This window comes from Massilia sp. MS-15, assembly GCF_020176695.1.
Lineage (GTDB): Bacteria > Pseudomonadota > Gammaproteobacteria > Burkholderiales > Burkholderiaceae_D > Telluria > Telluria hydrophila.
This window is the reverse complement of the sequence record NZ_JAIWIA010000040.1, coordinates 103942-125978: the sequence shown is the minus strand read 5'-3', so window position 1 is coordinate 125978 and position 22037 is coordinate 103942. Positions and strand designations below refer to the sequence as shown.

Annotated in this window: 22 protein-coding genes; 14 read left to right on the top strand and 8 right to left on the bottom strand. The window is 66.1% G+C overall.

Going from position 1 to position 22037, the window contains the following annotated elements; translation table 11 throughout:
- Positions 1 to 165: 165 nt before the first annotated feature.
- Entirely contained in the window at positions 166 to 435 is a 270-nt protein-coding gene (locus tag LCI23_RS16535) for a GlsB/YeaQ/YmgE family stress response membrane protein (protein WP_171088469.1), read from the bottom strand.
- A 290-nt stretch (positions 436 to 725) separates the two neighbouring features.
- On the opposite strand from LCI23_RS16535, the gene LCI23_RS16530 reads away from it, so the two are divergent.
- On the top strand, positions 726 to 2237 hold the full coding sequence (locus tag LCI23_RS16530) for a glycine zipper domain-containing protein (RefSeq protein ID WP_224947545.1): 1512 nt from the start codon (positions 726 to 728) through the stop codon (positions 2235 to 2237).
- Between the two features lie 75 nt (positions 2238 to 2312).
- Here the strand turns inward: LCI23_RS16530 and LCI23_RS16525 are convergent, their stop codons facing one another.
- From LCI23_RS16525 to LCI23_RS16515, 3 genes are read right to left on the bottom strand one after another with little or no spacing between them, the layout of a single operon-like run.
- The gene (locus LCI23_RS16525) at positions 2313 to 2888 is read right to left on the bottom strand and encodes a YceI family protein (RefSeq protein WP_224947544.1); all 576 of its coding nucleotides are present in this window, start codon (positions 2886 to 2888) and stop codon (positions 2313 to 2315) included.
- A gap of 36 nt (positions 2889 to 2924) precedes the next feature.
- On the bottom strand, positions 2925 to 3488 hold the full coding sequence (locus LCI23_RS16520; protein WP_224947543.1) for a YceI family protein: 564 nt from the start codon (positions 3486 to 3488) through the stop codon (positions 2925 to 2927).
- The gene (locus LCI23_RS16515) at positions 3485 to 4039 is read right to left on the bottom strand and encodes a cytochrome b (protein WP_224947542.1); all 555 of its coding nucleotides are present in this window, start codon (positions 4037 to 4039) and stop codon (positions 3485 to 3487) included. The genes LCI23_RS16520 and LCI23_RS16515 overlap by 4 nt, the downstream gene beginning before the upstream one ends.
- Before the next feature lie 205 nt (positions 4040 to 4244).
- On the opposite strand from LCI23_RS16515, the gene LCI23_RS16510 reads away from it, so the two are divergent.
- Positions 4245 to 6212 (top strand): TonB-dependent siderophore receptor, encoded by a 1968-nt coding sequence (locus LCI23_RS16510; RefSeq protein WP_224947541.1) that lies wholly within the window; start codon positions 4245 to 4247, stop codon positions 6210 to 6212.
- Between the two features lie 45 nt (positions 6213 to 6257).
- Here the strand turns inward: LCI23_RS16510 and purB are convergent, their stop codons facing one another.
- Positions 6258 to 7637 (bottom strand): adenylosuccinate lyase, encoded by a 1380-nt coding sequence (gene purB / locus LCI23_RS16505; RefSeq protein ID WP_224947540.1) that lies wholly within the window; start codon positions 7635 to 7637, stop codon positions 6258 to 6260.
- Positions 7638 to 7794: 157 nt separating this feature from the next.
- On the opposite strand from purB, the gene LCI23_RS16500 reads away from it, so the two are divergent.
- Positions 7795 to 8409, top strand: a complete 615-nt coding sequence (locus LCI23_RS16500; protein WP_224947539.1) for a glutathione S-transferase N-terminal domain-containing protein — start codon at positions 7795 to 7797, stop codon at positions 8407 to 8409.
- Positions 8406 to 9335 carry a PfkB family carbohydrate kinase gene (locus LCI23_RS16495; RefSeq protein WP_224947538.1) on the top strand — a complete coding sequence of 310 codons (930 nt, stop codon included), beginning with the start codon at positions 8406 to 8408 and terminating at the stop codon, positions 9333 to 9335. The genes LCI23_RS16500 and LCI23_RS16495 overlap by 4 nt, the downstream gene beginning before the upstream one ends.
- A 27-nt stretch (positions 9336 to 9362) precedes the next feature.
- Here LCI23_RS16495 and bfr read toward each other — a convergent pair whose 3' ends face one another.
- Positions 9363 to 9833, bottom strand: coding sequence for a bacterioferritin (gene bfr, locus LCI23_RS16490; RefSeq protein WP_224947537.1), 471 nt, complete (start codon positions 9831 to 9833; stop codon positions 9363 to 9365).
- A 104-nt stretch (positions 9834 to 9937) separates the two neighbouring features.
- Positions 9938 to 10147 (bottom strand): bacterioferritin-associated ferredoxin, encoded by a 210-nt coding sequence (locus tag LCI23_RS16485; protein ID WP_224947536.1) that lies wholly within the window; start codon positions 10145 to 10147, stop codon positions 9938 to 9940.
- Positions 10148 to 10396: 249 nt separating this feature from the next.
- Between LCI23_RS16485 and LCI23_RS16480 the strand changes: the two genes are divergently transcribed.
- From LCI23_RS16480 to LCI23_RS16470, 3 genes are read left to right on the top strand one after another with little or no spacing between them, the layout of a single operon-like run.
- Positions 10397 to 10654, top strand: coding sequence for a FeoA family protein (locus LCI23_RS16480; protein WP_224947535.1), 258 nt, complete (start codon positions 10397 to 10399; stop codon positions 10652 to 10654).
- 3 nt (positions 10655 to 10657) lie between these two features.
- On the top strand, positions 10658 to 12538 hold the full coding sequence (locus LCI23_RS16475; protein WP_224947534.1) for a ferrous iron transporter B: 1881 nt from the start codon (positions 10658 to 10660) through the stop codon (positions 12536 to 12538).
- 2 nt (positions 12539 to 12540) lie between these two features.
- The gene (locus tag LCI23_RS16470; protein WP_224947533.1) at positions 12541 to 12816 is read left to right on the top strand and encodes a DUF6587 family protein; all 276 of its coding nucleotides are present in this window, start codon (positions 12541 to 12543) and stop codon (positions 12814 to 12816) included.
- A gap of 34 nt (positions 12817 to 12850) precedes the next feature.
- On the opposite strand, the gene LCI23_RS16465 is transcribed toward LCI23_RS16470, so the two are convergent.
- Complete coding sequence (locus LCI23_RS16465; RefSeq protein ID WP_374041185.1) at positions 12851 to 13225, bottom strand: hypothetical protein; 375 nt, start codon at positions 13223 to 13225, stop codon at positions 12851 to 12853.
- A 168-nt stretch (positions 13226 to 13393) separates the two neighbouring features.
- On the opposite strand from LCI23_RS16465, the gene LCI23_RS16460 reads away from it, so the two are divergent.
- The 7 genes from LCI23_RS16460 to LCI23_RS16430 all read left to right on the top strand — a co-directional run bounded on the left by LCI23_RS16460 (position 13394) and on the right by LCI23_RS16430 (position 22026).
- Positions 13394 to 14077 carry a glutathione S-transferase gene (locus tag LCI23_RS16460; RefSeq protein ID WP_224947531.1) on the top strand — a complete coding sequence of 228 codons (684 nt, stop codon included), beginning with the start codon at positions 13394 to 13396 and terminating at the stop codon, positions 14075 to 14077.
- A gap of 111 nt (positions 14078 to 14188) precedes the next feature.
- Complete coding sequence (locus LCI23_RS16455; RefSeq protein WP_224947530.1) at positions 14189 to 15832, top strand: DUF1800 family protein; 1644 nt, start codon at positions 14189 to 14191, stop codon at positions 15830 to 15832.
- The gene (locus LCI23_RS16450) at positions 15832 to 17184 is read left to right on the top strand and encodes a DUF1501 domain-containing protein (protein WP_224947529.1); all 1353 of its coding nucleotides are present in this window, start codon (positions 15832 to 15834) and stop codon (positions 17182 to 17184) included. Before LCI23_RS16455 ends, LCI23_RS16450 begins: the two co-directional genes overlap by 1 nt.
- A 6-nt stretch (positions 17185 to 17190) precedes the next feature.
- Positions 17191 to 19791 (top strand): DUF4214 domain-containing protein, encoded by a 2601-nt coding sequence (locus LCI23_RS16445; RefSeq protein ID WP_224947528.1) that lies wholly within the window; start codon positions 17191 to 17193, stop codon positions 19789 to 19791.
- Positions 19788 to 20744 (top strand): DUF4214 domain-containing protein, encoded by a 957-nt coding sequence (locus LCI23_RS16440; RefSeq protein ID WP_224947527.1) that lies wholly within the window; start codon positions 19788 to 19790, stop codon positions 20742 to 20744. Before LCI23_RS16445 ends, LCI23_RS16440 begins: the two co-directional genes overlap by 4 nt.
- Before the next feature lie 77 nt (positions 20745 to 20821).
- On the top strand, positions 20822 to 21607 hold the full coding sequence (locus LCI23_RS16435) for a 5'-3' exonuclease H3TH domain-containing protein (RefSeq protein WP_224947526.1): 786 nt from the start codon (positions 20822 to 20824) through the stop codon (positions 21605 to 21607).
- A 17-nt stretch (positions 21608 to 21624) separates the two neighbouring features.
- A complete protein-coding gene (locus LCI23_RS16430; protein ID WP_224947525.1) occupies positions 21625 to 22026 on the top strand; it encodes an ANTAR domain-containing response regulator in 402 nt (133 codons plus the stop codon).
- Positions 22027 to 22037 lie beyond the last annotated feature (11 nt).

The window sequence follows — 22037 nt, the reverse complement described above, 5'->3', positions numbered from 1 at the left end:
CTTCCGATCTACTGGGCATGAAATTCAGCGCGAGAAACCCGACAATCAGGGTAACGATGCACGTGATTAATACTGTCCAGAACATGTTTGATCGCATATCGATGAACGACGTAAAAAAACCAACGCATGAAGCGTTGGTTTTTAAAAATGGCTATCCACTAGGGATTAGCGAACACGACCGCGACGCAGCAGGTTCACGATCGCGAGCAGGACGACAGCGCCCAGGAACGAGACCAGCAGCGAGGACACGCTGAAGTCGTCCGAGTTGATGGTGCCGGAGCCGAACAGCGGCGACAGGAGCCAGCCACCCAGGAAGGCGCCAACGATACCGACGACGACGTTGAGAATCATGCCCTGTTCTGCGTCGGTCTTCATGACCATGCTGGCCAGCCAGCCCAGAATGCCACCGACAACGATCCAAATGATGAATAACATGGTGTACCTCCTTCAAGTGTAAGAAAACATACCCCCAGGCCGGTTGAATTGCCGTGGCCATGGAGAAAAGTCTAGAGACCAGTCCCCATCAGGTCGGTGCGGCAACGAACGTTAGACGGCGAATCTGCAGTCTCGTTCTTGATCGCCGGTTCACCCGCCGAATGGCTCAGCAGAAAGAAGTGGAGAAGGTGCGTCAGCGAACAGAAGAGGTGCGGGCCCGGGCATAAGGTTTCAACACTTGCAACCCAATATTCCTCTTGCAGTCACCTGAACCTTTGAAAGGATTCGCCATGAGCAGCTTCGATACGAATAACAACACCAACCAGAATTCCCGCATGGTCACCGGTCTGTTCCCGGACCGTGCCAGCGCAGAGCGCGCCTATAGCTCGATTTCGACCCGCGGCTATGGCAAGGACGACGTCAACCTGATGATGTCGGACAGCACCCGCAAGACCCATTTCGACGACACCGACACTGAACTGGGCAGCAAGGCTGCCGAAGGCGCCGGCATCGGCGCCGGCATCGGCGGCACCATCGGTGCCGTCCTGGCTGGCATCGCCGCCGTCGGCACTACCCTGGTACTGCCGGGCCTGGGCGTGGTCGTGGCCGGCCCGCTGGCAGCGGCCCTGGCCGGCGCCGGCGCCGGCGGCATCACCGGTGGCCTGATCGGCGCGCTGATCGGCGCCGGCATTCCCGAAGAACGCGCCAAGCACTATGAAGAAGGCATCAAGCAGGGCGGCATCGTGATGGGCGTCCATGCCCGCTCGGACGACGACGCGCGCCACATCCAGCAGTCGTGGACCGATAGCGGCGGCACCCACATCATCGGCACCGGCGTCGGCGCCCTGGGGGGCGCCGCGGCAGGCGCGGCCATCGGTTCGGCGGCCGGCCCGATCGGCACCGTGGCCGGCGCCGCCATCGGCGCGGTCACCGGCGGCATGGCAGGCAAGGGCGTGGGCGAGGTGGTCAACCCGAAAGCGGGCGACGACCTGTCGGAACACTACCTGGCCAAGGGCGTCGGCGCCGGTAGCGGTGCGGCGGTAGGCGCGATGGCTGGCGCTGCTGCCGGCCCGATCGGCATGGCGGCCGGTGCGGTGGTCGGCGGCCTGGCCGGCGGCGCAGCCGGCAAGGGCGCGGGCGAAGTCGTGAACCCGAAAGCGGGCGACGAACTGCACGACCATAACCTGGCGCAGGGTGTCGGCGGCGCTGGCGGCGCCGCGGCCGGTGCCGTTGCAGGTTCGGTCGCGGGTCCGGTGGGCGCCGCGGCCGGCGCCGTGATCGGCGGCCTGGCAGGCGGTGCGGCGGGCAAGGGCACGGGCGAGGTGATCAATCCGAAAGCGGGCGACGAACTGCATGACCATCACCTCGGCACCGGCGTCGGCGCCGCTGGCGGCGCGGCGGTCGGCGGTGCGGTGCTGGGTGGCGCGGTCGGCGGCCCGGTGGGCGCGGTGGCCGGCGCCGGCATCGGCGCGGCGGTGGGCGGCATGGCCGGCAAGGGCGTGGCCAAGATGGTCAACCCGCAAGCCGAAGACGCCCACTGGCGCAACGCTTACCAGACCCAGCCGTACTACACCCCCGGCTACACCTACGACGATTATGCTCCGGCCTATGCGCTGGGCTACAACTCGGCAGGCCGCTACCCGGGCGGCTACGACATGCACGAGAACGAGCTGTCGACCGAATGGGAACGCACCAAGGGCAATTCGCGCCTGAGCTGGGAGCAGGCCAAGCACGCTTCGCGCGCCGCATGGCACAAGGTCGAGCGCGCGATCCCGGGCGACGCTGACCGCGACGGCCGCTAAGCGCCCGTCCAGCCTGGCATAGAAAAAGCCCCCGGCGCCTGACGGTGCCGGGGGCTTTGTCGTGGCGGGCGCGAATTACTGCTTGACCGCTTCCACCTGGATCGCCAGCTTCACTTCCGGCGAAAACTTCGGCAGCCCGAAGTTGATGCCGAAGTCGCTGCGCTGGAAGGTCGCGCTTGCATCGGCGCCGCACACTTCGCGCTTGTTCATCGGGTGGATGATGCACTTGAAGCGGTTGATGGTCAGGGTCAGCGGCTTGGTCACGCCGTGCAGGGTCAGTTCGCCCTGGGCCGAGACCGGAACGTCGCCGTTGAAGGCGATCGAATTCGCCTTGAAGGTCGCGGTCGGGAACTGGGCGACGTCGAAGATGTCGGCCTTCTTCGCATGCGCATTCATGCCTTCATGGCCGAAATCGATGCTGCTGGTATCGATGGTGATGTCGATGCTGCCGGTTTTTTTCGCGCGGTCCAGGGTCACCGTGCCTTCGGTCTTGTTGAACTTGCCGCGCCAGAGCGAGATGCCCATGTGATCGGCTTCGAAGCTCGGGTAGGTGTGGTTGGGGTCGATCTTGTAGGTGTCGGCGGCATAGGAGACGCCGGCGCCGAGGGTGCAGGAGGCCGCCAGGGCGGCGATCAGGTACTTGATGTTCATGGTTTTTTCCTTGTGGAGGCAGGGTGGGACGGGAAATTACTGGGCCGCGGTGACGCGGAACTTGATGACGACTTCATCGGCGACCATGCCGGTGTCCTTCCATTCGCCTTCGCCGATATGGAAGGCCAGGCGCCTGATCGGCAGCTGTCCCTCGAACACCTGCTTGCCGCCTTCCGCCTTCACGCTCAGGGGAAAGCGCACGTCGGCGCTGCGGCCCTTGATGGTGAGCTTGCCGGAAACGTTCAGCTTGCCAGCGCCGGCCGGCGCGATCGCCGAGGACACGAAACTGGCCTTCGGGAACTGGACGACGTTGAACCATTCTTTTTTGGCCACTTCCTTGTTGTAGTCCGGATCGCCCAGGTCGAAGCTGGCGGTCTGGATCTCGACGCTGGCCCTGGACGCCGCCGGCCTGGCGGCGTCGTAGTCGATCTGTGCGCTGAACTGCCTGAACTGCGCATCGACCGGCACGCCCATTTGCTTGAAGGTGATGGTGACGCTGCTTTTCGCCGGATCGGTCTTGAGCGGCGCGGCGCCGGCCAGGGCGCTGGCGAAGACGCCGGCCAGCAGCAGGCCGCGCAGCGGACGGGTAAATGCTTTCATGGTGACTCCTTGGGGGGTGTAGCAGGTCCCGGCAGCATGCGCGCCATGACGCCGTCGCGGTCGACCAGCAGGTGCTTGAACGCGGCCGCCACGTGCAGGCCGACCAGCAGGGCCAGCAGCATGTTGAGCCAGTAGTGGACATCCTTCAGCACGGTTTTCAGGGCCGGATCGGCCCCGATCAGCACTGGCAGTTCAAGGATGCCGAAATAGACGACCGGCACCCCGGCCGCCAGGCTGTAGAAATAGCCGGACAGCGGCACCCCGAACATCAGGAGGTAGAGCAGCCAGTGCAGGCCATGGGCCGCGCCGCGCTGCCAGGCTGGCATTTCGTCGGCATACGCGGGCGGGTGGCGCAGCAGGCGCCACAGCAGACGCAGCGCCGCCAGACCGAGGACGGTCACGCCGGCCCATTTATGCCACGAGAAATACTTGAGCTTGGTGGGCGTCAGGCCTGGGATGTCGGTCATCACCAGGCCGAGGGTAAACGTAGCAACGATCAGCAACGCGATCAGCCAGTGCAGGACGATGGCCGTGGTAGTGTAGCGGTGCATAAAAAGTTCTTTTTTTTGAAAGTTGTACGTATTAGAACTAACTATACCAGTCTTTATCAGGCAATGCTCCGCCCAGGTTTTTTTTGCCGGGTACGCTAGCACGCAATGCAAAAACTGCACAGTGACGGCCAAGGAATGTAAAATCTCGCAACGACTTTTTTCGCAAAAATAACTGGCGCACTCATATGATGCCAGAGGGCAGAACATGACCGATCAACCCAGCGTTCCGCGCGCTTTGTTACCAACCTCGAACCTGCTGGCCACCGTCGGCCTGGTTCTGTGCCTGGCGCCGGCGGCGCAAGCGATACCGTCTCAGCCGGGTGACAACCTGGCCGACCTGTCGATCGAAGAGCTGGCCAATATTCCGGTCATGTCCGTCTCCAAGCGCCCCGAGCGCTTGCAGGACGCCGCTGCGGCCGTGTTCGTCATCACCGCCGAAGACATTCGCCGCTCGGGTGCCGCCACCCTGCCGGAAGTGCTGCGCCTGGCCCCGAACCTGCACGTGGCGCGCATTAACGGCTACAGTTATTCGATCAGTGCGCGCGGCATGAACCAGAGCGGCAACAGCTATTCGAACAAGCTGCTGGTGCTGATCGACGGCCGCTCGGTCTATACCCCGCTGTTTTCCGGCGTGTTCTGGGATGCCCAGGAAGTGCTGCTCGAAGACGTCGAACGCATCGAAGTGGTTAGCGGCCCTGGTGGCGTGCTGTGGGGCCTGAATGCCGTCAACGGCGTCATCAACATCACCACCCGCTCGGCGCGCGACACCCAGGGTAGCCTGGCGGCCTTGCAGGCCGCCACCGACGGTGCCACCGTCTCCTACCGTCACGGTGGCACCCTGGAGAATGGCATTGCCTGGCGCGTGTTTGGCAAGACCACCCGGCGCGAAGACAGCGAACTGGCCAGCGGTGACCTGGTGGACGACGCCTACCGCCGCAGCCTGGTAGGCATGCGCGCCGACTGGGAACGCGGGATGGACCGTTTCAGCCTGGTCGGTAATGCCTACCGCGGCCGCTTCGACCAGCCGGCGCCGGGCGAGATCGCCGCGCCTGGCGTACCCACCACCCTGGGCCGGGTGCGCTCGGACGGCGTCAACCTGAGCGCACGCTGGGAGCGGCGGCTTGGCGACGGCGCCAGCCTGATGGCGCAGGCCTATGTCGACCACACGCTGCGCCGCGCCGAGCCCTTGTTCGGCGAGCGCCTGACCACCTCCGACCTGCAGTTCCAGCACACCCTGGCGCAGCTCGGCAGGCACCGTGTGGTCTGGGGCGCGACCTACCGCCACAGCCGCGACCGGGTGGACAACAGCGCCACCGTCGCCTTCCTGCCGGCGCGTACCACCCAGCAATGGGCCAGCCTGTTCGCACAGGACGAGCTCACCTTGCAACAGGACTGGTACCTGACCCTGGGCAGCCGCCTCGAGTACAACGAATACACCGGGACGGAGTGGCTGCCGAGCGCGCGCCTGTCCTGGCGCCTGTCTCCGCAGCACGCGCTGTGGGCAGCCGCGTCGCGCACCGTACGCGCGCCCTCGCGTCTGGACGTCGACGCCTTCCTGCCTGGCCGTCCGCCTTACCTGCTGCGCGGCGGAGCGGAGGTACGCGGCGAAGTGGCCAAGGTGTTCGAGCTGGGCTACAAGGGCAACCCGGTACCCGCGCTGGCGTATTCGGCGACCCTGTTCCACCATGATTACGACCACCTGCGCACCACCGAGACCAATCCGGCCGGCTTCATCACCTTCGATAGCCTGATGGAGGGGTACTCGAGCGGCATCGAAGCCTGGGGCAGCTGGCAGGCGGCCGGGCGCTGGCGCCTGTCGGCCGGCTGGACCGCCATGCATCAGAAGCTGCGCCTGAAACCGGGCAGCCGCGACGTCAACGCCACCCGCGTGGCCGAGCGCGACCCGGCGCATACTTTCCAGCTGCGCTCGGTCTACGGCATCGACGACCGGCGCGACATCGAGCTCACGCTGCGCAAGGTGGCGGGCAAGTCCTTCCCGGCAGTGCCGTCCTATACGGCGCTCGACGCGCGCTTCGGCTGGCGCATCCGGCCGGGGCTGGAGCTGGCGCTGACCGGCGAGAACCTCACCGGCGGGCACGGGGAGTACGGGACGGTCCTGTACCGGGCCGAGATCGAGCGCCGCCTCGGGGTCAAGCTGATGTGGGAGTATTGAGGAGGGGTTCGTCGGGTGGGCAGATTTTCTGCCCACCCTACAACATCAGATGGCTTTCGCCAGCTCGGCCGCCAGGCCGGTGTAGTTTGCCGGCGTCATTTGCAGCAGCAGGTCCTTCGCTTCCTGCGGGATCGCCAGCTTGCCGATGAATTCCTGCAGCGCTTCACGGGTAATGCCCTTGCCGCGGGTGAGTTCCTTGAGCTGCTCATACGGGTTCTCGATGCCGTAGCGGCGCATCACGGTCTGCACCGGCTCGGCCAGCACTTCCCAGCTCGCGTCCAGGTCCGCTTCCAGGCGGGCCGCGTTCACTTCCAGCTTGTTCAGGCCGCGCAGGCAGCTGTCATAGGCCAGCAGCGCGTAGCCGAAGCCGACGCCGATGTTGCGCAGCACGGTCGAATCGGTCAGGTCGCGCTGCATGCGCGAGACCGGCAGCTTCTCGGCCATGTGGCGCAGCACCGCGTTGGCCAGGCCCAGGTTGCCTTCCGAGTTCTCGAAGTCGATCGGATTGACCTTGTGCGGCATGGTCGACGAACCGATCTCGCCCGCCTTGAGTTTCTGCTTGAAGTAGCCGAGCGAGACGTAGGTCCAGATGTCGCGGTTCAGGTCGAGCAGGATGGTGTTGGCGCGCGCGATGGCGTCGAACATCTCGGCCATGTAGTCGTGCGGCTCGATCTGGATGGTGTACGGATTGAACACCAGGCCGAGGCGCTGCTCGATGACTTCTTTCGAAAAGGCCGGCCAGTCGAAGCCCGGGTAGGCAGACAGGTGCGCATTATAGTTGCCGACCGCGCCGTTCATCTTGCCGAGGATCTCGACGTCGGCGATGCGTTTCACCGCGCGTTGCAGGCGCGCCACCACGTTGGCGAATTCCTTGCCGAGCGTGGTCGGGCTGGCGGTCTGGCCGTGGGTGCGCGACAGCATCGGCAGTTCGGCGTTCGCATGGGCGATCTCGGTCAGCCTGGCGATGATGTTCTGGAGGGCCGGCAGCAGCACGCCGTCGCGCGCGGCCTTGAGCATCATGCCGTGCGAGGTGTTGTTGATGTCTTCCGAGGTGCAGCCGAAGTGGATGAATTCGCTCGCCGCCACCAGTTCCGGCACGTCCTTCACCTGTTCCTTGAGCCAGTATTCGACCGCCTTGACGTCGTGGTTGGTGACCGCCTCGATCTCCTTGATGCGCGCCGCTTCCACGTCACCGAAGTTCGCGGCCATGCGCTCGAGGTGGGTGTTCGCTTCGCTGGAGAAGGGTGTGATTTCGGGAAAACCGGCCTGCGACAGCGCCTGCAGCCACGCGATCTCGACCTTCACGCGGTGGTGCATGAAGCCCGCTTCGGACAGGATCGGGCGCAGCTTGTCGGTTTTCGACGCGTAGCGGCCATCCAGCGGAGACAGGGCCGAGAGGGTAGGGGAGGGTACGGTAGAGGTCATGGCGGGCGGTCCGTGCAAAAACGCGGATTTTACCACCGGCCCGGGCGCTGGGCCTTGCGCGCGCGGCTTGCAGCGGCATCCGAAACGCCGCTCCGGCGCAGACAATCGGCAAAATGGCAATGCTATACTGGTTGCCAATTTTCTTCCCCGGGCCTCTATGAAACTCATCGGTTCAGTTACCAGTCCCTATGTGCGTAAAGTCCGTGTCGTGATGGCGGACAAAAAGCTCGATTTCAGCTTTGAGCAGGAAAATGTCTGGGTGCCGGAGACCACGATCCAGCAGGTGAACCCGCTGGGCAAGATCCCCTGCCTCGTGATGGAAGACGGCAGCACCCTGTACGACTCGCGTGTGATTGCCGAATACCTCGACACCATCTCCCCCGTCTGCAAGCTGCTGCCGCCGAACGGCCGCGACCGCACCGAGGTCAAGGTCTGGGAAGCGCTGGCCGACGGCGTGCTCGATGCCGCCATCCTGGTCTTCCTCGAACGCCGCGAGCGCGCGCCCGAGCAGCAGAGCGCCAAATGGATCGAACGGCAGATGGGCAAGGTGCATGCCGGCCTGCGCGAGATGTCGGTGCGGCTGGGCGAATCGGCCTACTGCATGGGCGTCCACTACACCCTCGCTGACGTCGCCGTCGGCTGCGCCCTGGGCTGGCTGGGTTTCCGCTTCCCCGACATCGACTGGCGCGGCGACTACCCGAACCTGGCGCGCCTGGCCGACAAACTCGCCGAACGGCCTTCGTTCCGCGACACCGTGCCTTTCGCCGCGTGAGCGCCGCGGCCCCGGTCGCCGTCTTCGGCGAAGCCCTGGTCGACGACTTCGGCAGCGAGCAGGTAGTCGGCGGCGCGCCCTTCAATGTGGCGCGCCACCTGGCCGCCTTCATGGCGCCCCAGCTGATGCTGACCCGGATCGGCCAGGACCAGCCGGGCCAGGCGGTGCGCGCCGAATTCGAGCGCTTCGCCATGAGCGCAGCCGGGCTGCAGGTCGATCCGATCGAGGAAACCGGCCGCGTGCTGGTCGAGCGCCTGGCGCGCGGCCACCGCTTCACGATCCTGCCGCACCAGGCCTACGACTTCATCGACCGCGAACAGGCGCTGGCGGCACTGGCGCAGTGCCAGCCGGGCGCCGTCTATTTCGGTACCCTGGCACAGCGCGGCGAGCGCTCGCGCGGCACCCTGGCGGCGCTGCTCGAGGCCACGCCGGCGCTGCGCTACCTCGACCTGAACCTGCGCGACGGCCAGGTCGACGAGCGCATCGTCACCCGCGCTTTGCAGGCGGCCCACGTGGCCAAGGTCAACGAAGAAGAATTGCAGGCCCTGTTCGGCTGGTACTTCCAGATCAAGCCGGACGATCCGCCACTGGCGGCCGAGGAAGTGCGCGCCTCCTGCCAGGCGCTGCTGCAGATGTTCTCGCTCGACGCGCTGATCGTCACCCTGGGCCACCGCGGTTCGGTCTACTTCGGTGCGGACGGACAGGTGCTGATGCACCGGGATAATCCGGCGCCGCCCTTCGTGATCGACACGGTGGGGGCGGGCGATGCCTTCTCGGCGATTTTCCTGCTGGGGAAAGTCAGGGGCTGGCCGCTGGACGTCAGCCTGGCGCGGGCGAACGCCTTTGCCGGCGCGGTGTGCGCGATCCCGGGCGCGGTGCCGCGCGACCTGGGTTTCTACGACCAGTGGATGCTGAAGTGGCGCTGAGCGGACGCGCCGCCCGCGCCATGCCGCTCATTCGCCGATCTGGCTCTGCAGGTAGTTCTGGATGCCGACCTTGACGATCAGGTCGAGCTGGGTTTCCAGCCACTCGATGTGTTCCTCGGTATCCTCGAGGATCATCAGGAACAGGTCGCGGGTGACGTAGTCCGCCGCCGCTTCCGCCGCCGCGATGCCTTCCTTGACCGTCACCTGGGCCGCGCGCTCGAGCTTGAGGTCGCATTCCAGCATTTCCTGGGTCGATTCGCCGATCAGGATCTTGTGCAGGGCCTGCAGGTTGGGCAGGCCATCGAGCATCAGGATGCGGTCGATCAGCTTGTCGGCGTGCTTCATCTCGCCGATCGACTCATCGTATTCCTTCTTCGCCAGCTTGCCGAAACCCCAGTGGCGGTACATGCGCGCATGCAGGAAATACTGGTTGATCGCGGTGAGCTCATTGGTCAGCTGCGCATTGAGCAGCCGGATGATGTTGGGATCGCCCTTCATGGAGTGCTTTCGGTGGTGTGGATGCCAACATCATAGCAAACCACGGGCGCCGCCGGGGAGACATGCACGCCCGGCCGGGCCGCGAAGGGGAAGAAGAACCGCCCTCAGGCGGTTTGCGGGACGCGGTGCAGCTCGGTGACGACGGTCTTGCTTTCCAGGTGTTCGTACAGCACTTCGCGCGCATAGCTGACGCACTTGCCGCACATGGTGCCGACACCCAGCTCGCGGTGCAGTTCTGCCACGGACGAAATGCCCAGGTCGACCGCCTGGCGGATTTCACGGTCGGAGATGTTATTGCAGACACAGACGATCATCGCTTCGATTTCCTTGCTGTTTTCATCATTTAAATGAGAATCAATCTCATTCGTGTTCTATTCTCCGTAAAATCCACCGCGTTTGCAACAGGAATTTTGTGCATCCGGGCGCTTTCCATGGAATATGAATAAACCGCAAATAGAAATAATTCGCATTTAGGTTTATGATGCGCATATCTGTCTCATCAGCGCTACATCCGCAACCGGCCCGTAGCGTTACCGAGTGCTTCACCCTATCTGGACGCGATCATGACCCTTGCTCCTTCCCTCACCACGCTCGATGCCCTCCAGCCCGGCCAGAGCGCCACTGTGATCCACCTTGCACCGACGGGGCAGCAGGGTGTTGGCGACGTCCAGCGCCGCCTGATGGAGCTCGGTTTCGTGCCAGGCGAGCGGATCCGGGTGCTCAAGCGCGTGATGGGCGGTCCGCTGGCGGTGAAGGTCGGCGAATCCACCTTCGCGCTGCGCCGCTTCGAAGCGGCGCTCGTATCGATCAAGCCGGAATAAGCAATGGGTGTCATGGAACAACAGGTGGCGTCGCGCACGCCCCTGGTCGCACTGCTCGGCAACCCCAACTGCGGCAAGACCGCCCTGTTCAATCGTCTCACCGGCTCGCGCCAGAAGGTCGCGAACTACGCCGGTGTCACCATCGAACGCAAGGAAGGCAGTTTTACTTCTCCTGCCGGGCGCGCGTTCCGCGTGCTCGACCTGCCGGGCGCCTATAGCCTGAGCGCCCAGACGCCGGACGAAGCCATCACGCGCGACGTGGTGGCCGGCCTGCGCGCCGGCGAAGCCGCGCCCGACGCCATCCTGTGCGTAGTGAACGCGACCAACCTGCGCCTGAACCTGCGCATGGTGCTGGAGCTCAAGCGCCTGGGCCTGCCGATGGTGCTGGTCCTGAACATGGTCGACGTCGCGAAGAAGCGCGGCATCACCATCGATACCGGCAAGCTGTCGGCGGCGCTGGGCATGCCGGTGGTCGAAACCATCGCCATCCAGGCCGGCGGCGAACAAGGCCTGCTGGCCGCGCTGGACCGCATGGACTTCGACGTCAAGGTGCAGGCCAATCCGCTGTCGGCGATCGACGCGGTGCCGGTCGAGGAAACCCAGCGCGAAGTACGCCGCATCCTGGCGCTTGCCGTTGCCAGCGGTGCCGACCGCGGCAACCTCACCGAGAACATCGACAACGTGGTGCTGCACCCGGTGTTCGGGCCGGTCATCCTGGCGGCACTGATGTTCCTGATCTTCCAGGCCGTGTTCAGCTGGGCCGGCACCCCGATGGACCTGATCGAGGCTGGCGTGGGCGCGCTGGGCGAACAGGTCGGCCTCCTGCTGGGCGAAGGCGTGCTGCACAGCCTGATCGTGGACGGCATCATCGCCGGCGTCGGCAGCGTGCTGGTGTTCCTGCCGCAGATCCTGATCCTGTTCTTCTTCATCCTGCTGCTCGAAGACGTGGGCTACCTGCCGCGCGCGGCCTTCCTGCTCGACCGCATCATGGGCAGCGTGGGCCTGTCGGGCCGCGCCTTCCTGCCGCTGCTGTCGTCGTTTGCCTGCGCCATCCCCGGCATCATGGCCGCGCGCACCATCCAGAACCCGCGCGACCGCCTGGTGACGATCATGATCGCACCACTCATGACCTGCTCGGCGCGCCTGCCCGTGTATGCATTGCTCATCGCGGCCTTCATCCCCGACCGCGAGGTTGCCGGCCTGATGAACCTGCAAGGCCTGGTGCTGTTCGTGCTGTACATGGCCGGCATCCTGAGCGCCATGGCGGTGGCCTGGTTCATGAAGCGCCGCAGCGACTACAAGCAGCACGCGCTCATGATGGAACTGCCGGCCTACCACTGGCCACAGCCGGGCGCGCTGGCCATGGGCCTGTGGGAACGCGCCAAGATCTTCCTGAAGCGGGTTGGCACCCTGATCCTCACCATGATGGTGCTGCTCTGGGTGCTGTCGAGCTTCCCGGGTGCACCGGAAGGCGCGACCCATCCGCCGGTGTATTACAGCGTGGCCGGCATGATCGGCCGCGCGCTGGAATTCCTGCTGGCCCCGATCGGCTTCGGCTGGGAGATCGCCATCGCCCTGGTGCCCGGCATGGCCGCGCGCGAAGTGGCGGTCGGTGCCCTGGGCCAGGTGTATGCGCTGTCGGGCGGCGACGAAGTCGGCAACACCCTGGCGCCACTGATCGCGCAGTCCTGGTCGCTGGCCACCGGACTGTCGCTGCTCACCTGGTACGTCTACGCGCCGCACTGCCTGCCGACGCTGGCCACCGTGGCGCGCGAAACCGGCAGCCGCCGCTATGCCTGGATCATGGCCGGCTACATGTTCGGCCTGGCCTACGCGGCGGCATTCATCGTCTACCGCGTGACGCTGTACCTCACGGGAGCCTAGCCATGTGGCAGGAGCTGTGGCAAGGGCTGGCCGCCGGGATCATCGTCGCGCTGGCCGTGCTCTACGCCGGCGCGAAATACCTGCCCGGGGGCTGGCGCCGCGCCATCGTGCACCGCCTGTCGCAGGGCGGACGCCGGTCGACGCTGGTGAAATGGCTCGACACCTCGGCCAGCTGCGGCAGCGGCTGCAACAGCTGCAATACCTGCGGACCGGCCACGCCGGTGCCGCCAACCGGGCAAGGCAAGGGCAAGGTCATCAAGATCCACGAGCGGCGCTGAACCAGCCGCCGCCAGGCCTTGTCCTCTACGCGGGCTAGTCGCCCGCGACCACGTGCCAGGCGCCGCCGACGCCGTCCCCCGTCCGGTCTCCCGCTTTCTTGTCCTTCACGAAGGTGTACAGCGGCTTGCCCTTGTGCGCCAGCTGCTTGCCGCCGTCCTCGCGCGTGACGACCGAATAGGGCGCGGCCGGCGTCCCTTGCGCCATCACCGGCGGCCAGTTGGTCGCGCAGGTGGCGACACAGCTGCTCTTGCCGCTGCCCGGGGTGTCCTTGTCATAGGTGTAGACCGTCATGCCGGCGCTGTCGACGAGGACGCCGTTGACACTGCGCAGGGGCGTGCCGTCGGCAGCGAACAGGGCGGTGGAAAACAGTAGGGTGGAAACAGCGGTACTGACGCGAAGCATGTTCATCATGGCCTCCTGGTCGTTCACTGCGTGGATGGACTTCCATTCTAGTCCGCCGGCGCCGCCATGGCATCCAGCACCGCAATCAGGCGTCGCACGTCGCAAGGCGGCTGCACCTGCAGACGGGCGCACGGCATGCTAAGCTGGCAACTTGTCGAACTCCGCGGGAAGCCCATGATCGTCGTCCACCACCTGAACAATTCGCGCTCGCAGCGCATCCTGTGGCTGCTCGAGGAACTCGGCCTCGACTACGAGATCAGGAAATACCAGCGCGACCCGAAGACGATGCTGGCGCCACCGGAACTGAAGGCCGTGCATCCGCTCGGCAAGTCGCCGGTGATCACCGACGACGGCCCCGGTGAGCACATTGTCGTGGCCGAATCCGGAGCGATCGTCGAATACCTCACTGGCCGCTACGGCAATGGGCGGCTGGTACCGCCCGCCGGCACGCCCGAGCGCCTGCGCTACACCTATTACCTGCATTTCGCCGAAGGCTCGGCGATGTCGCCGCTGCTGATGAAGCTGGTGTTCGACAAGGTCGAGAACGGGCCGATGCCCTTCTTTGCGAAACCGATCGCGCGCGCGATCGCACGCAAGGTGAAGCAGGGTTTCATCATGCCGAACATCCGCAGCCAGCTCGATTTCCTGGAGGCCGAACTCGGCAAGTTGACCTGGTTCGCCGGCGAGGAATTCAGCGCCGCCGACATCCAGATGAGCTTTGCGCTGGAAGCGGCCGCATCGCGCGGGGGGCTGGGGAGCCAGTATCCCAAGCTGGCGGACTTCCTGCGCAGGATCCATGCGCGGCCGGCTTACCAGCGTGCGCTTGGAAAAGGAGGTCCTTACGATTATGCAACATAAGTAGGTAAGGCCGGTATTTTTTAACCATTAGTGTGGCGGCGGCCAGTTTTTTATGGTCGCTGGCGAACTCAGCCGTGCAATAATCGATATATTGCCGACGTTGGAGTTCCCATGCCCACCTTCTTACGCCTTTCCCGCGCGCGGGCCTGGCTGATTCCTGCCGTCCTGCTGCTTGCGGCCGGATGCAGTCGCGACGCCGGCCAGCCGGCCGAAGCGTTCAGCGCTTCCGCCGGCCAGGTCAAGCCGGTTGCGACGACGCCGGTCACCCGGTATGCGGCCGCGCGCTTTGCCGACCAGGTCAGTTTCGGTGCCACGCCCGAACTTGTCGCCGAGATCCAGGCGAAAGGTTTCGAACGCTGGATCGACGACCAGTTCGCGTTGCCAGTGTCACTGATCGATACCAGTCCGATCGCCGTCTACGATGACCAGATCCGCGAGCAGGCCGATTTCGCATACCGCCATGCGGGGCAAGCGCTCTACAAGTCCTTTCTGGATGTGCCCGACCAGCTGCGCCGGCGGGTAAGCTGGGCCTTGTCGCAATTCGTCGTCGCATCGATCGCCAAGGTCCAGCCCTATGGCGGCTTGAGCTATTCAAATTTCCTGCAGAAGCAGGCGTTCGGCAATTACGGGGAACTGATTCGCGCCGTAACGATGAATCCCGCGATGGGCGTCTATCTCGACAACCTCGAAAACCGCCCCACCAGCGACGAATGCCGGTGGTGCGCGCCCAACGAAAACTACGCGCGCGAGCTGATGCAGCTGTTCACGCTGGGTGTGGTCAAGCTCAATCTTGATGGTACGATCCAGCGCGACGAGACCGGCAAGCCGGTCGAAACCTATAGCCAGAAGGACGTCGAGGAACTGGCGCGCGCACTGACCGGCTGGCGCATGGACGGCAACTTCGACCGGACCGACTACCGCCGCTACGATGGCGAGCTGATTCCCGATCCATGGCGAGCAGCCCACGACCGCGGCGCCAAGGTGGTACTCGGCCGCAGCTTCCCGGCCGGCGGCGAGGCGCGCCAGGAACTCGACACCATCGTGTCGGTCCTGATGACGCATCAGAATATCGCGCCCTTTGTCAGCCTGCGCCTGATCCAGCACCTGGTCACGAGCGATCCGAGCCCGGCCTACATCGCGCGCGTCGCCACCGTGTTCCGCGACAACGGCCAAGGCGTCGCCGGCGACATGAAGGCGGTGGTCAAGGCCGTGTTGCTCGATCCCGAGGCGCGCCGCGGCGACCAGCCAGGCACCGACAGCCCGCAGTTCGGGAAAATGCGCGAGCCGCTGCTGTGGTACACCGGCCTGATGCGTGGCCTGGGCTGCAAGCGCGGGCTGAAGTGGAACGCCGTCGATGTGATCAATCCGCCGTCGCAGCGCCCGTTCGACGCGTCCAGCGTCTTCAGCTACTACCTGCCCACCGACCGCGCGCCAGGCAGCAACCTGCTGGCGCCGGAACAGCGCCTGCTGACTTCAGAGGAGCTGTCGTGGCGCTTGCGCGGTGGCTTGAACGACGAGGTCAAGCGCGCCGGTACGGACTGCGATCCCAGCGCCTTCAGCCGCGCCTTCAGCAGCTCGCCCTCGGCCTTCGCCGACCTGGTCAGCGAACGCTACTTCCGCGGCGCCATGCCGGCCACGCTACGCCAGAACCTGATCGACCTGGCGCCGACGACCTGGGGCAACACGCCCGACGACAAAGCCCTGAGCCTGCTGCAATTCGCGCTGGCCACCCCTTATTATGGAGTGATCCGCTAATGGACCGCCGCCACTTTCTCCGTTTTGCCGGCGCCGCACCGGTGCTCAGCATGCTCGGCGCCTCGACCTACCTGGATTCCGGCCCGGCCCATGCAGCCGGTGACGATTACCGCGCCCTGGTGGTCGTATTCCTCGGCGGCGGCAACGACGGCCTGAACAGCCTGGTGCCGACCGATGCGGCCTATAACGACTACGCCAGCGCCCGTCCGGAACTGGCGATCAACAAGAGCGTACTGGCGCCCTTGTCGGGCTCCAGCGGTGGCCATACTTACGGCATGCACCCGGCGCTGGCGCCGCTGGCGCAGCTGTACAACAGTGGGCGCCTGGCCTGGATCGCGAACACCGGCCCGCTGGTGGCGCCGGCCACCGCGCGCCAGGTCATCGAGCGCAGCGTGCCGGTGCCATCCTTCCTGCTGTCGCACAGCGACCAGGTCATGTGGCAGCAAGGGTGGCTGGGTGACAGCGATGCCAGCGGCTGGGCAGGGCGCGGCCTCGAACTGCTTCCGACAGCGCTGCGCAACCAAGCCAACGCGGTGACGATGAACACCGACCGTACCCTGGTGCTGGGCCGCAATTCGCCCGTGTCCTTCCTCAGCCCCTGGGATTCGCGCTACTGGGGACAGGCCGACCTGGCCCAGCCCCAGAGCCCGGCGGCGCAAGCGCTGAACCGCATGGCACGCTGGCAGTTCGCGGCCCACTACGAAGCCGAGTACTCGCGCACCTTCGGCCGCGCGGTGCAGGAGTCCACGCTGTTCACCCAGGTCGCGCTCGCGGCCAGGAATCCCGCCGGGGACTTCGGCGACGACGATTTGTCGCGCGCGCTGCGCAAGCTGGCTTCGCTGATGCCGGTATTCAAGCAGCGTGGTTTCAAGCGCCAGGTGTTCCTGGTCCAGTGGGGCCAGTTCGATACCCACTCGGCCCAGCGCGGCACCGGACCGACCAGCCAGGATGCGCAACTGGCCACGCTGGCGGGCGCCATGAACGCCTTCGACCAGGCCAACCGGGCCGCAGGGCTCGACCAGAATGTGGTGGCGCTGACGATGACCGACTTCGGCCGCACGCTGCGCCAGGCCTCTGGCGGCGGTAGCGACCATGCCTGGGGCAACCACTGGTTCGCCATCGGCGGCCCGGTGCGCGGCGGCCAGGTGGTCGGTACCCTGCCAACCCTGACCCTGGGCGGCCCCGACGACGCCGATCCGAACGGCGGCGGACGCTTCGTGCCGACCATCTCGACCGACCAGGTGGGCGCGACGCTGATGCAGTGGCTGGGCCTGCCCGCGGCCGACTTCCACAAGGTATTCCCGAACCTGGCCAACTTCAGCCAGAAAACCATCAACCTGCTGCACGCATAAGACATCATGGATATCAAACTTACCGAAGGTAAGGACCGGTACGTCCATACCGTGCTGGAGGGCGAATGGCACAACTACCTTGCCTTGGGCGGCGACGATGAGATCCAGGTTTATCTCGGCAACGTCCTTGGCGGGCCTGGCAGCGACCGCATCGTTCAGCTGCCCAGCAGCGACTGGTGGCGCCTGCTGACCGCCGCTTACTGGGATAGCCCGGGCAATGTCGTGGTCGACCTCGAGGCCGGCTGGGCACAAGACGGCTGGGGTACGCGCGACACCCTGGTCGGGGTCCAGAAGGTGTCCGGGAGCTGGGGCAACAACCAGCTCTACGGCACCAGCCTGGGCAACGATTTCTTCGTGGGCGGCGGTGAGACCGTCGTCGACGGACGGGCCGGCGACGACCTGGTCATCCTGCCAGACTTTCGCGACCAGAACGGTGGCCGGGCTCTCACGCTGTCCGAATTCAGGATCATCGTCTCGATCGACGGACTCAGCGGTGCCCTGACCTGGGCCGGCAGGCCCGAGTTCAAGCTCATTTTCAGCAATGTGGAGCGCTTGACCGTTGGCGGCACGGAGATCACCGTGGCGGTCACCGATTTCATCCAGCCCGAACAAATGGCGAAGGAAGGCCTGGTCGGCTCCGACAGCAACCGCTGGAACGCCGGCAGTCCGCTCGGTACCGGTATCGAGCTGAGCTTCGGCTTCGCCACCAGCGCTCCGGCCAGCGGCCCCGGCGCCAGCGGTTTCGTGGCCTTCACCGAAGCGCAGAAGGCGGCGGTGCGTGCCATCCTCGACAGCGTGGCGCAGCTTACCGGGCTGAGTTTTCGCGAACAGGCTCCGGGCAGCGCACAGCTGCTGTTCGGCGCCAGCGCCCAGTCCAGCAGCAAGGGCCTCGCCTTCATGCCCGGCCAGGCCGGCGCCGGCCAGGTGTGGATGGATACCGACTCGGTGCGTGACCTGACCCCGGGTTCGGAAGGCTATGCGGCCCTGCTGCACGAGATCGGCCATGCGCTCGGCCTGCGCCATCCGCGCAACGTCGACCCAGGCGATGCCTGGATCGCCCAGTGGCGCGAGCAGGACGACGTCACGGGTTACTCGGTGATGGCCCACGGTGCCAGCAGCGATGGACTGTTTCCGTCGACCTGGGGCGCGCTCGACGTCGCCGCGCTGCGCCACCTCTACGGCAGCCGCGCCGCGAGCGCCGGCGACACCGTCTACACGCTCGACGCCGCCCGCTTCCAGGCGCAGACCAGCATTACCGACGATGGCGGCAACGACAGCATCGACGCCTCCGGTTCTGTCCTAGGGGTGTCGATCGACCTGAGGCCGGGCAGCCTGTCGAGCGTCGGGGTGAGCGAGGCGGGAGCGGTGGCGGTGCATAATCTGGGCATAACGCCCGGCACCTGGATCGAGGCGGCGATTGGCTCGCCCTACGACGATCTCCTGATCGGCAACATCCGCGACAACGTCCTGCGCGGCGGCCTGGGCAACGACTGGATCGACGGCGCCGACGGCAGCGACACTGCCGTCTTGGAAGGCCGGCGCGCCGACTACCTGCTCAGCACCGGCTTCGGCAAGGTCTTCGTCACCGCGCGCGACGGCAGCTCGGGCTTCGACACCCTGGTCAACATCGAGCAGTTGCGCTTCGCCGACATGACGATCAGCTGGAACAATGCCGGCCTGGCCTCCGATGCCAGCATCGAGGTCGACCAGAACGCTTCCACCTCCGGCAAGCTGCCGGAGTCGAGCGACGGTTCAGTCGTCAGCTACAAGCTCAAGGACGGGCCCGCGCATGGCAGCCTGACCCTGTCCGGAAACGGGAATTACGTGTATACGCCGGAGCGGGGCTACGCGGCCGAAGACCGCTTCACGTATACCATCACCGACGCCAGGGGCAGCAACGACTACACCGCCTTCGTCGCCGTGCGCCAGCTGTCGGCGACGGCGGGCGGCAGCGATGGTGCCGACAGCCTGGCCGGCAGCGCCGGCGACGACACCGTACTGGCCGGTGGCGGCAACGACCGCATCGCCGCCAGTGCCGGCTGGGACCACATCAACGGTGGTGCCGGGCTGGACGTGCTGAGCTATGCGGGAGCGCGTGCCAGCGTCAGCTTCGCCCGCAACGATGACGGCAGCGTCAGCGCCACCAAGTCCGGCGGCAAGGACCACCTGGTCGACGTGGAGCGCGTGCTGTTCGGTGACAAGACGGCGGTGGCGTTCGACATCGACGGCGCGGCGGGCCAGACTTACCGCATCTACCAGGCAGCCTTCGACCGCCCGGCAGATGTGGGCGGTCTCGGCTTCTGGCTCTATAACCTGGACAACGGCGTGGACGTGATTTCGGTCGCACAGGGTTTCCTGGAGTCGGCCGAAGCGATCAGGCTGTACGGCGCCAACCCCACGGCCGAGGAGTTCGTCGGCAAGCTGTACCAGAACGTGCTGCACCGCGCGCCCGAACAGGCCGGATTCGACTTCTGGGTCACAGCCATCCGCGCAGGTTATTCGCGCGCCGACCTGCTGGCAATGTTTGCCGAGAGCGCGGAAAACCGCGCCCAGGTGATCGCCGCCATCGAAGGTGGGATCGACTACACACCTTTCGGAACAGCATGAGGCCACGTTTTTTCCTGGCGTTTGCCTGCAGCGCCACGCTGCTGGCCGCCTGCGGCGGCAGCGCCGTCGAGGAGCCGGTCCCGCCACCGCGCACCGCAGCCCCGGTGCCGGTTTCGCAGGCCGACCACGAACGCCTCGCCCAGCAGCTGTATCTGGCCTACCTGGGCCGCGCCGCCGACCCTGCCGGGCTGCAGTTCTTCGCCGGCGCCAGCAGCCGCGCCATGCTGCCGATGGACCCCGGCGCCATGTACACGCGCTATGGCGCGGATTCCGGGCTGCGCCAGGTGCTCGACAGCCTGGCCAACAGCCCCGAGGCCTTTGCCCTGTACTCGGGCGAGCACGAGGCTGCCGTGACAGCCATGTACCGCAACCTGTTCAACCGCGCGCCCGATCCCGGCGGCCTGGCGTTCTGGGCCGGCGCGCTGGCGAACGGCATCCTGAGCCGCGGCCAGGTGCCGGTGGCGCTGCTGGCCGGGGCGCATAGCGACGACCTGCGGATGTTCGAGCGCAAGGCCGAGGTGGCGGCGGCATTCACCACCGCGCTCGATACACCGGAGCGCGCTGCTGCTTACCATGGCGAGGCCGCAGTGGCGGCGCTGCGCCAGGTACTGGGCAAGGTGACGCCCGCTACCACCGAAACCGAAGCGGGCGCGCTGGTGCAGGAGGCGCTGGCCGTGGTCGCCGCTTCGCCCGCCTTCCCGCGGGTGCAGGCGATCGTGCGTGCGCGCTGCGTGGCCTGCCATTCGGTGACGCCGACCATCCCGGGCTTTCATGGCGCCCCGCGCGGCATCCGCTTCGACACGCCGGAGCAGATCCTGGCCGACGCGCGCCGCATCTACGTCAACGTGGTCGAGACCCAGTTCATGCCCTACGGGAACCAGACCGGCATGACCCAGGCCGAGCGAGAGATGGTGCGCGCCTGGTACCAGGCGGGGGCCACGGCGGGGCAATAGGAGGCTGTCCGGCTTTGCCGCGCGCGCAGTCCGGTTTATCATGGCGGCGCCGCAACCATCTCCGACAAGCGCATCACATGAGCAAACAGGGAAAGCTGCTCGCGATCGACGGCCTGAACATCGTGCGCCGCGTGTACGAAGCCAGCCCCGAGCCCGATTCCGACCTGAAGGCCAGCATCGCGCTGCGCCACGCCTTCTCGTCCTTCCGCAACGTGCTGGAAGCGCATGCGCCCACCCACGTGCTGGCCGCTTTCGACTACGGGGGACCGAACTGGCGCCACGCCCTGTATCCGCGCTACCGCGAGGGACGCGCCGCGATGCCGGCGCCGCTGCGCGAAGCCCTGCCGGAGTTCCATGAACGCCTGCGCCAGGCCGGCCTGCAGGTGCTGGCCGTGCCCGAAGTCGAGGCCGACGACGTGATCGCCACTGGCGTCATGCGCTGGCTGCAGGAGGGGCGCGGCGAAGCCATCGTCGCCACCACCGACAAGGACCTGCACATCCTGATCGCGCACGGGGCCCTGGTGTGGGACCACTTCAAGAACGAATGGCACGACGACAGCTGGGTGCGCCAGCGCTTCGGCGTGGCGCCGGAACTGCTGCATGACCTGCTGGCGCTGATGGGCGACCCGACCGACGGCGTGCCGGGCGTGTCGAAGATCGGCATGAAGACCGCGGCGCGCCTGCTCAATGCCTACGGCAGCCTGGACGCGGTGATGGCCGGCGCCGGCATCCTCAAGACCCCGCTGGGCGAACGGCTGCGCGCCGAGCGTGAGATACTGGCGCTGTCGCGCCGGCTGGTCGAGCTCAGGACCGATGTGCGGCTGGGCGTCACCTGGAACATGCTGGCGTATGAATCGCACTGAGATCGGGAGGTAGAGCGATGCTCAAGGCATTGATCGTGGACGGCAGCGCCATCTCGCGCGGCCTGCTCAACACGGTGCTGATGGAGGGCGGCTATGAGGTGGTGGCCCAGACCCATACCGGACTGCTGGGCTGCGCGCTGGCGCTCAAGCACCGGCCGCAGATCGTCTGCATCGCGCGCGAGCAGGTCGAGGACGGCAGCCGCATTGTCGAGGAACTGCGCGCCCAGCTGCCGAAGGCGATGATTTTCATTGTTTCGGGCACGCTCGACGCTACCGCGATCCAGGAGGCGCTGCAGCGCGGCGTGCATGGCTTCATCGTCAAGCCCTTCAAGGCCGACGCCGTGCTCAAGACCATCCGCAACACCGTGATCGCGGTGGTGCGCAAGCAGCAGGCCGCGGCGTCCGGCAAGCCGGCGTAAAGCGCGGCGGC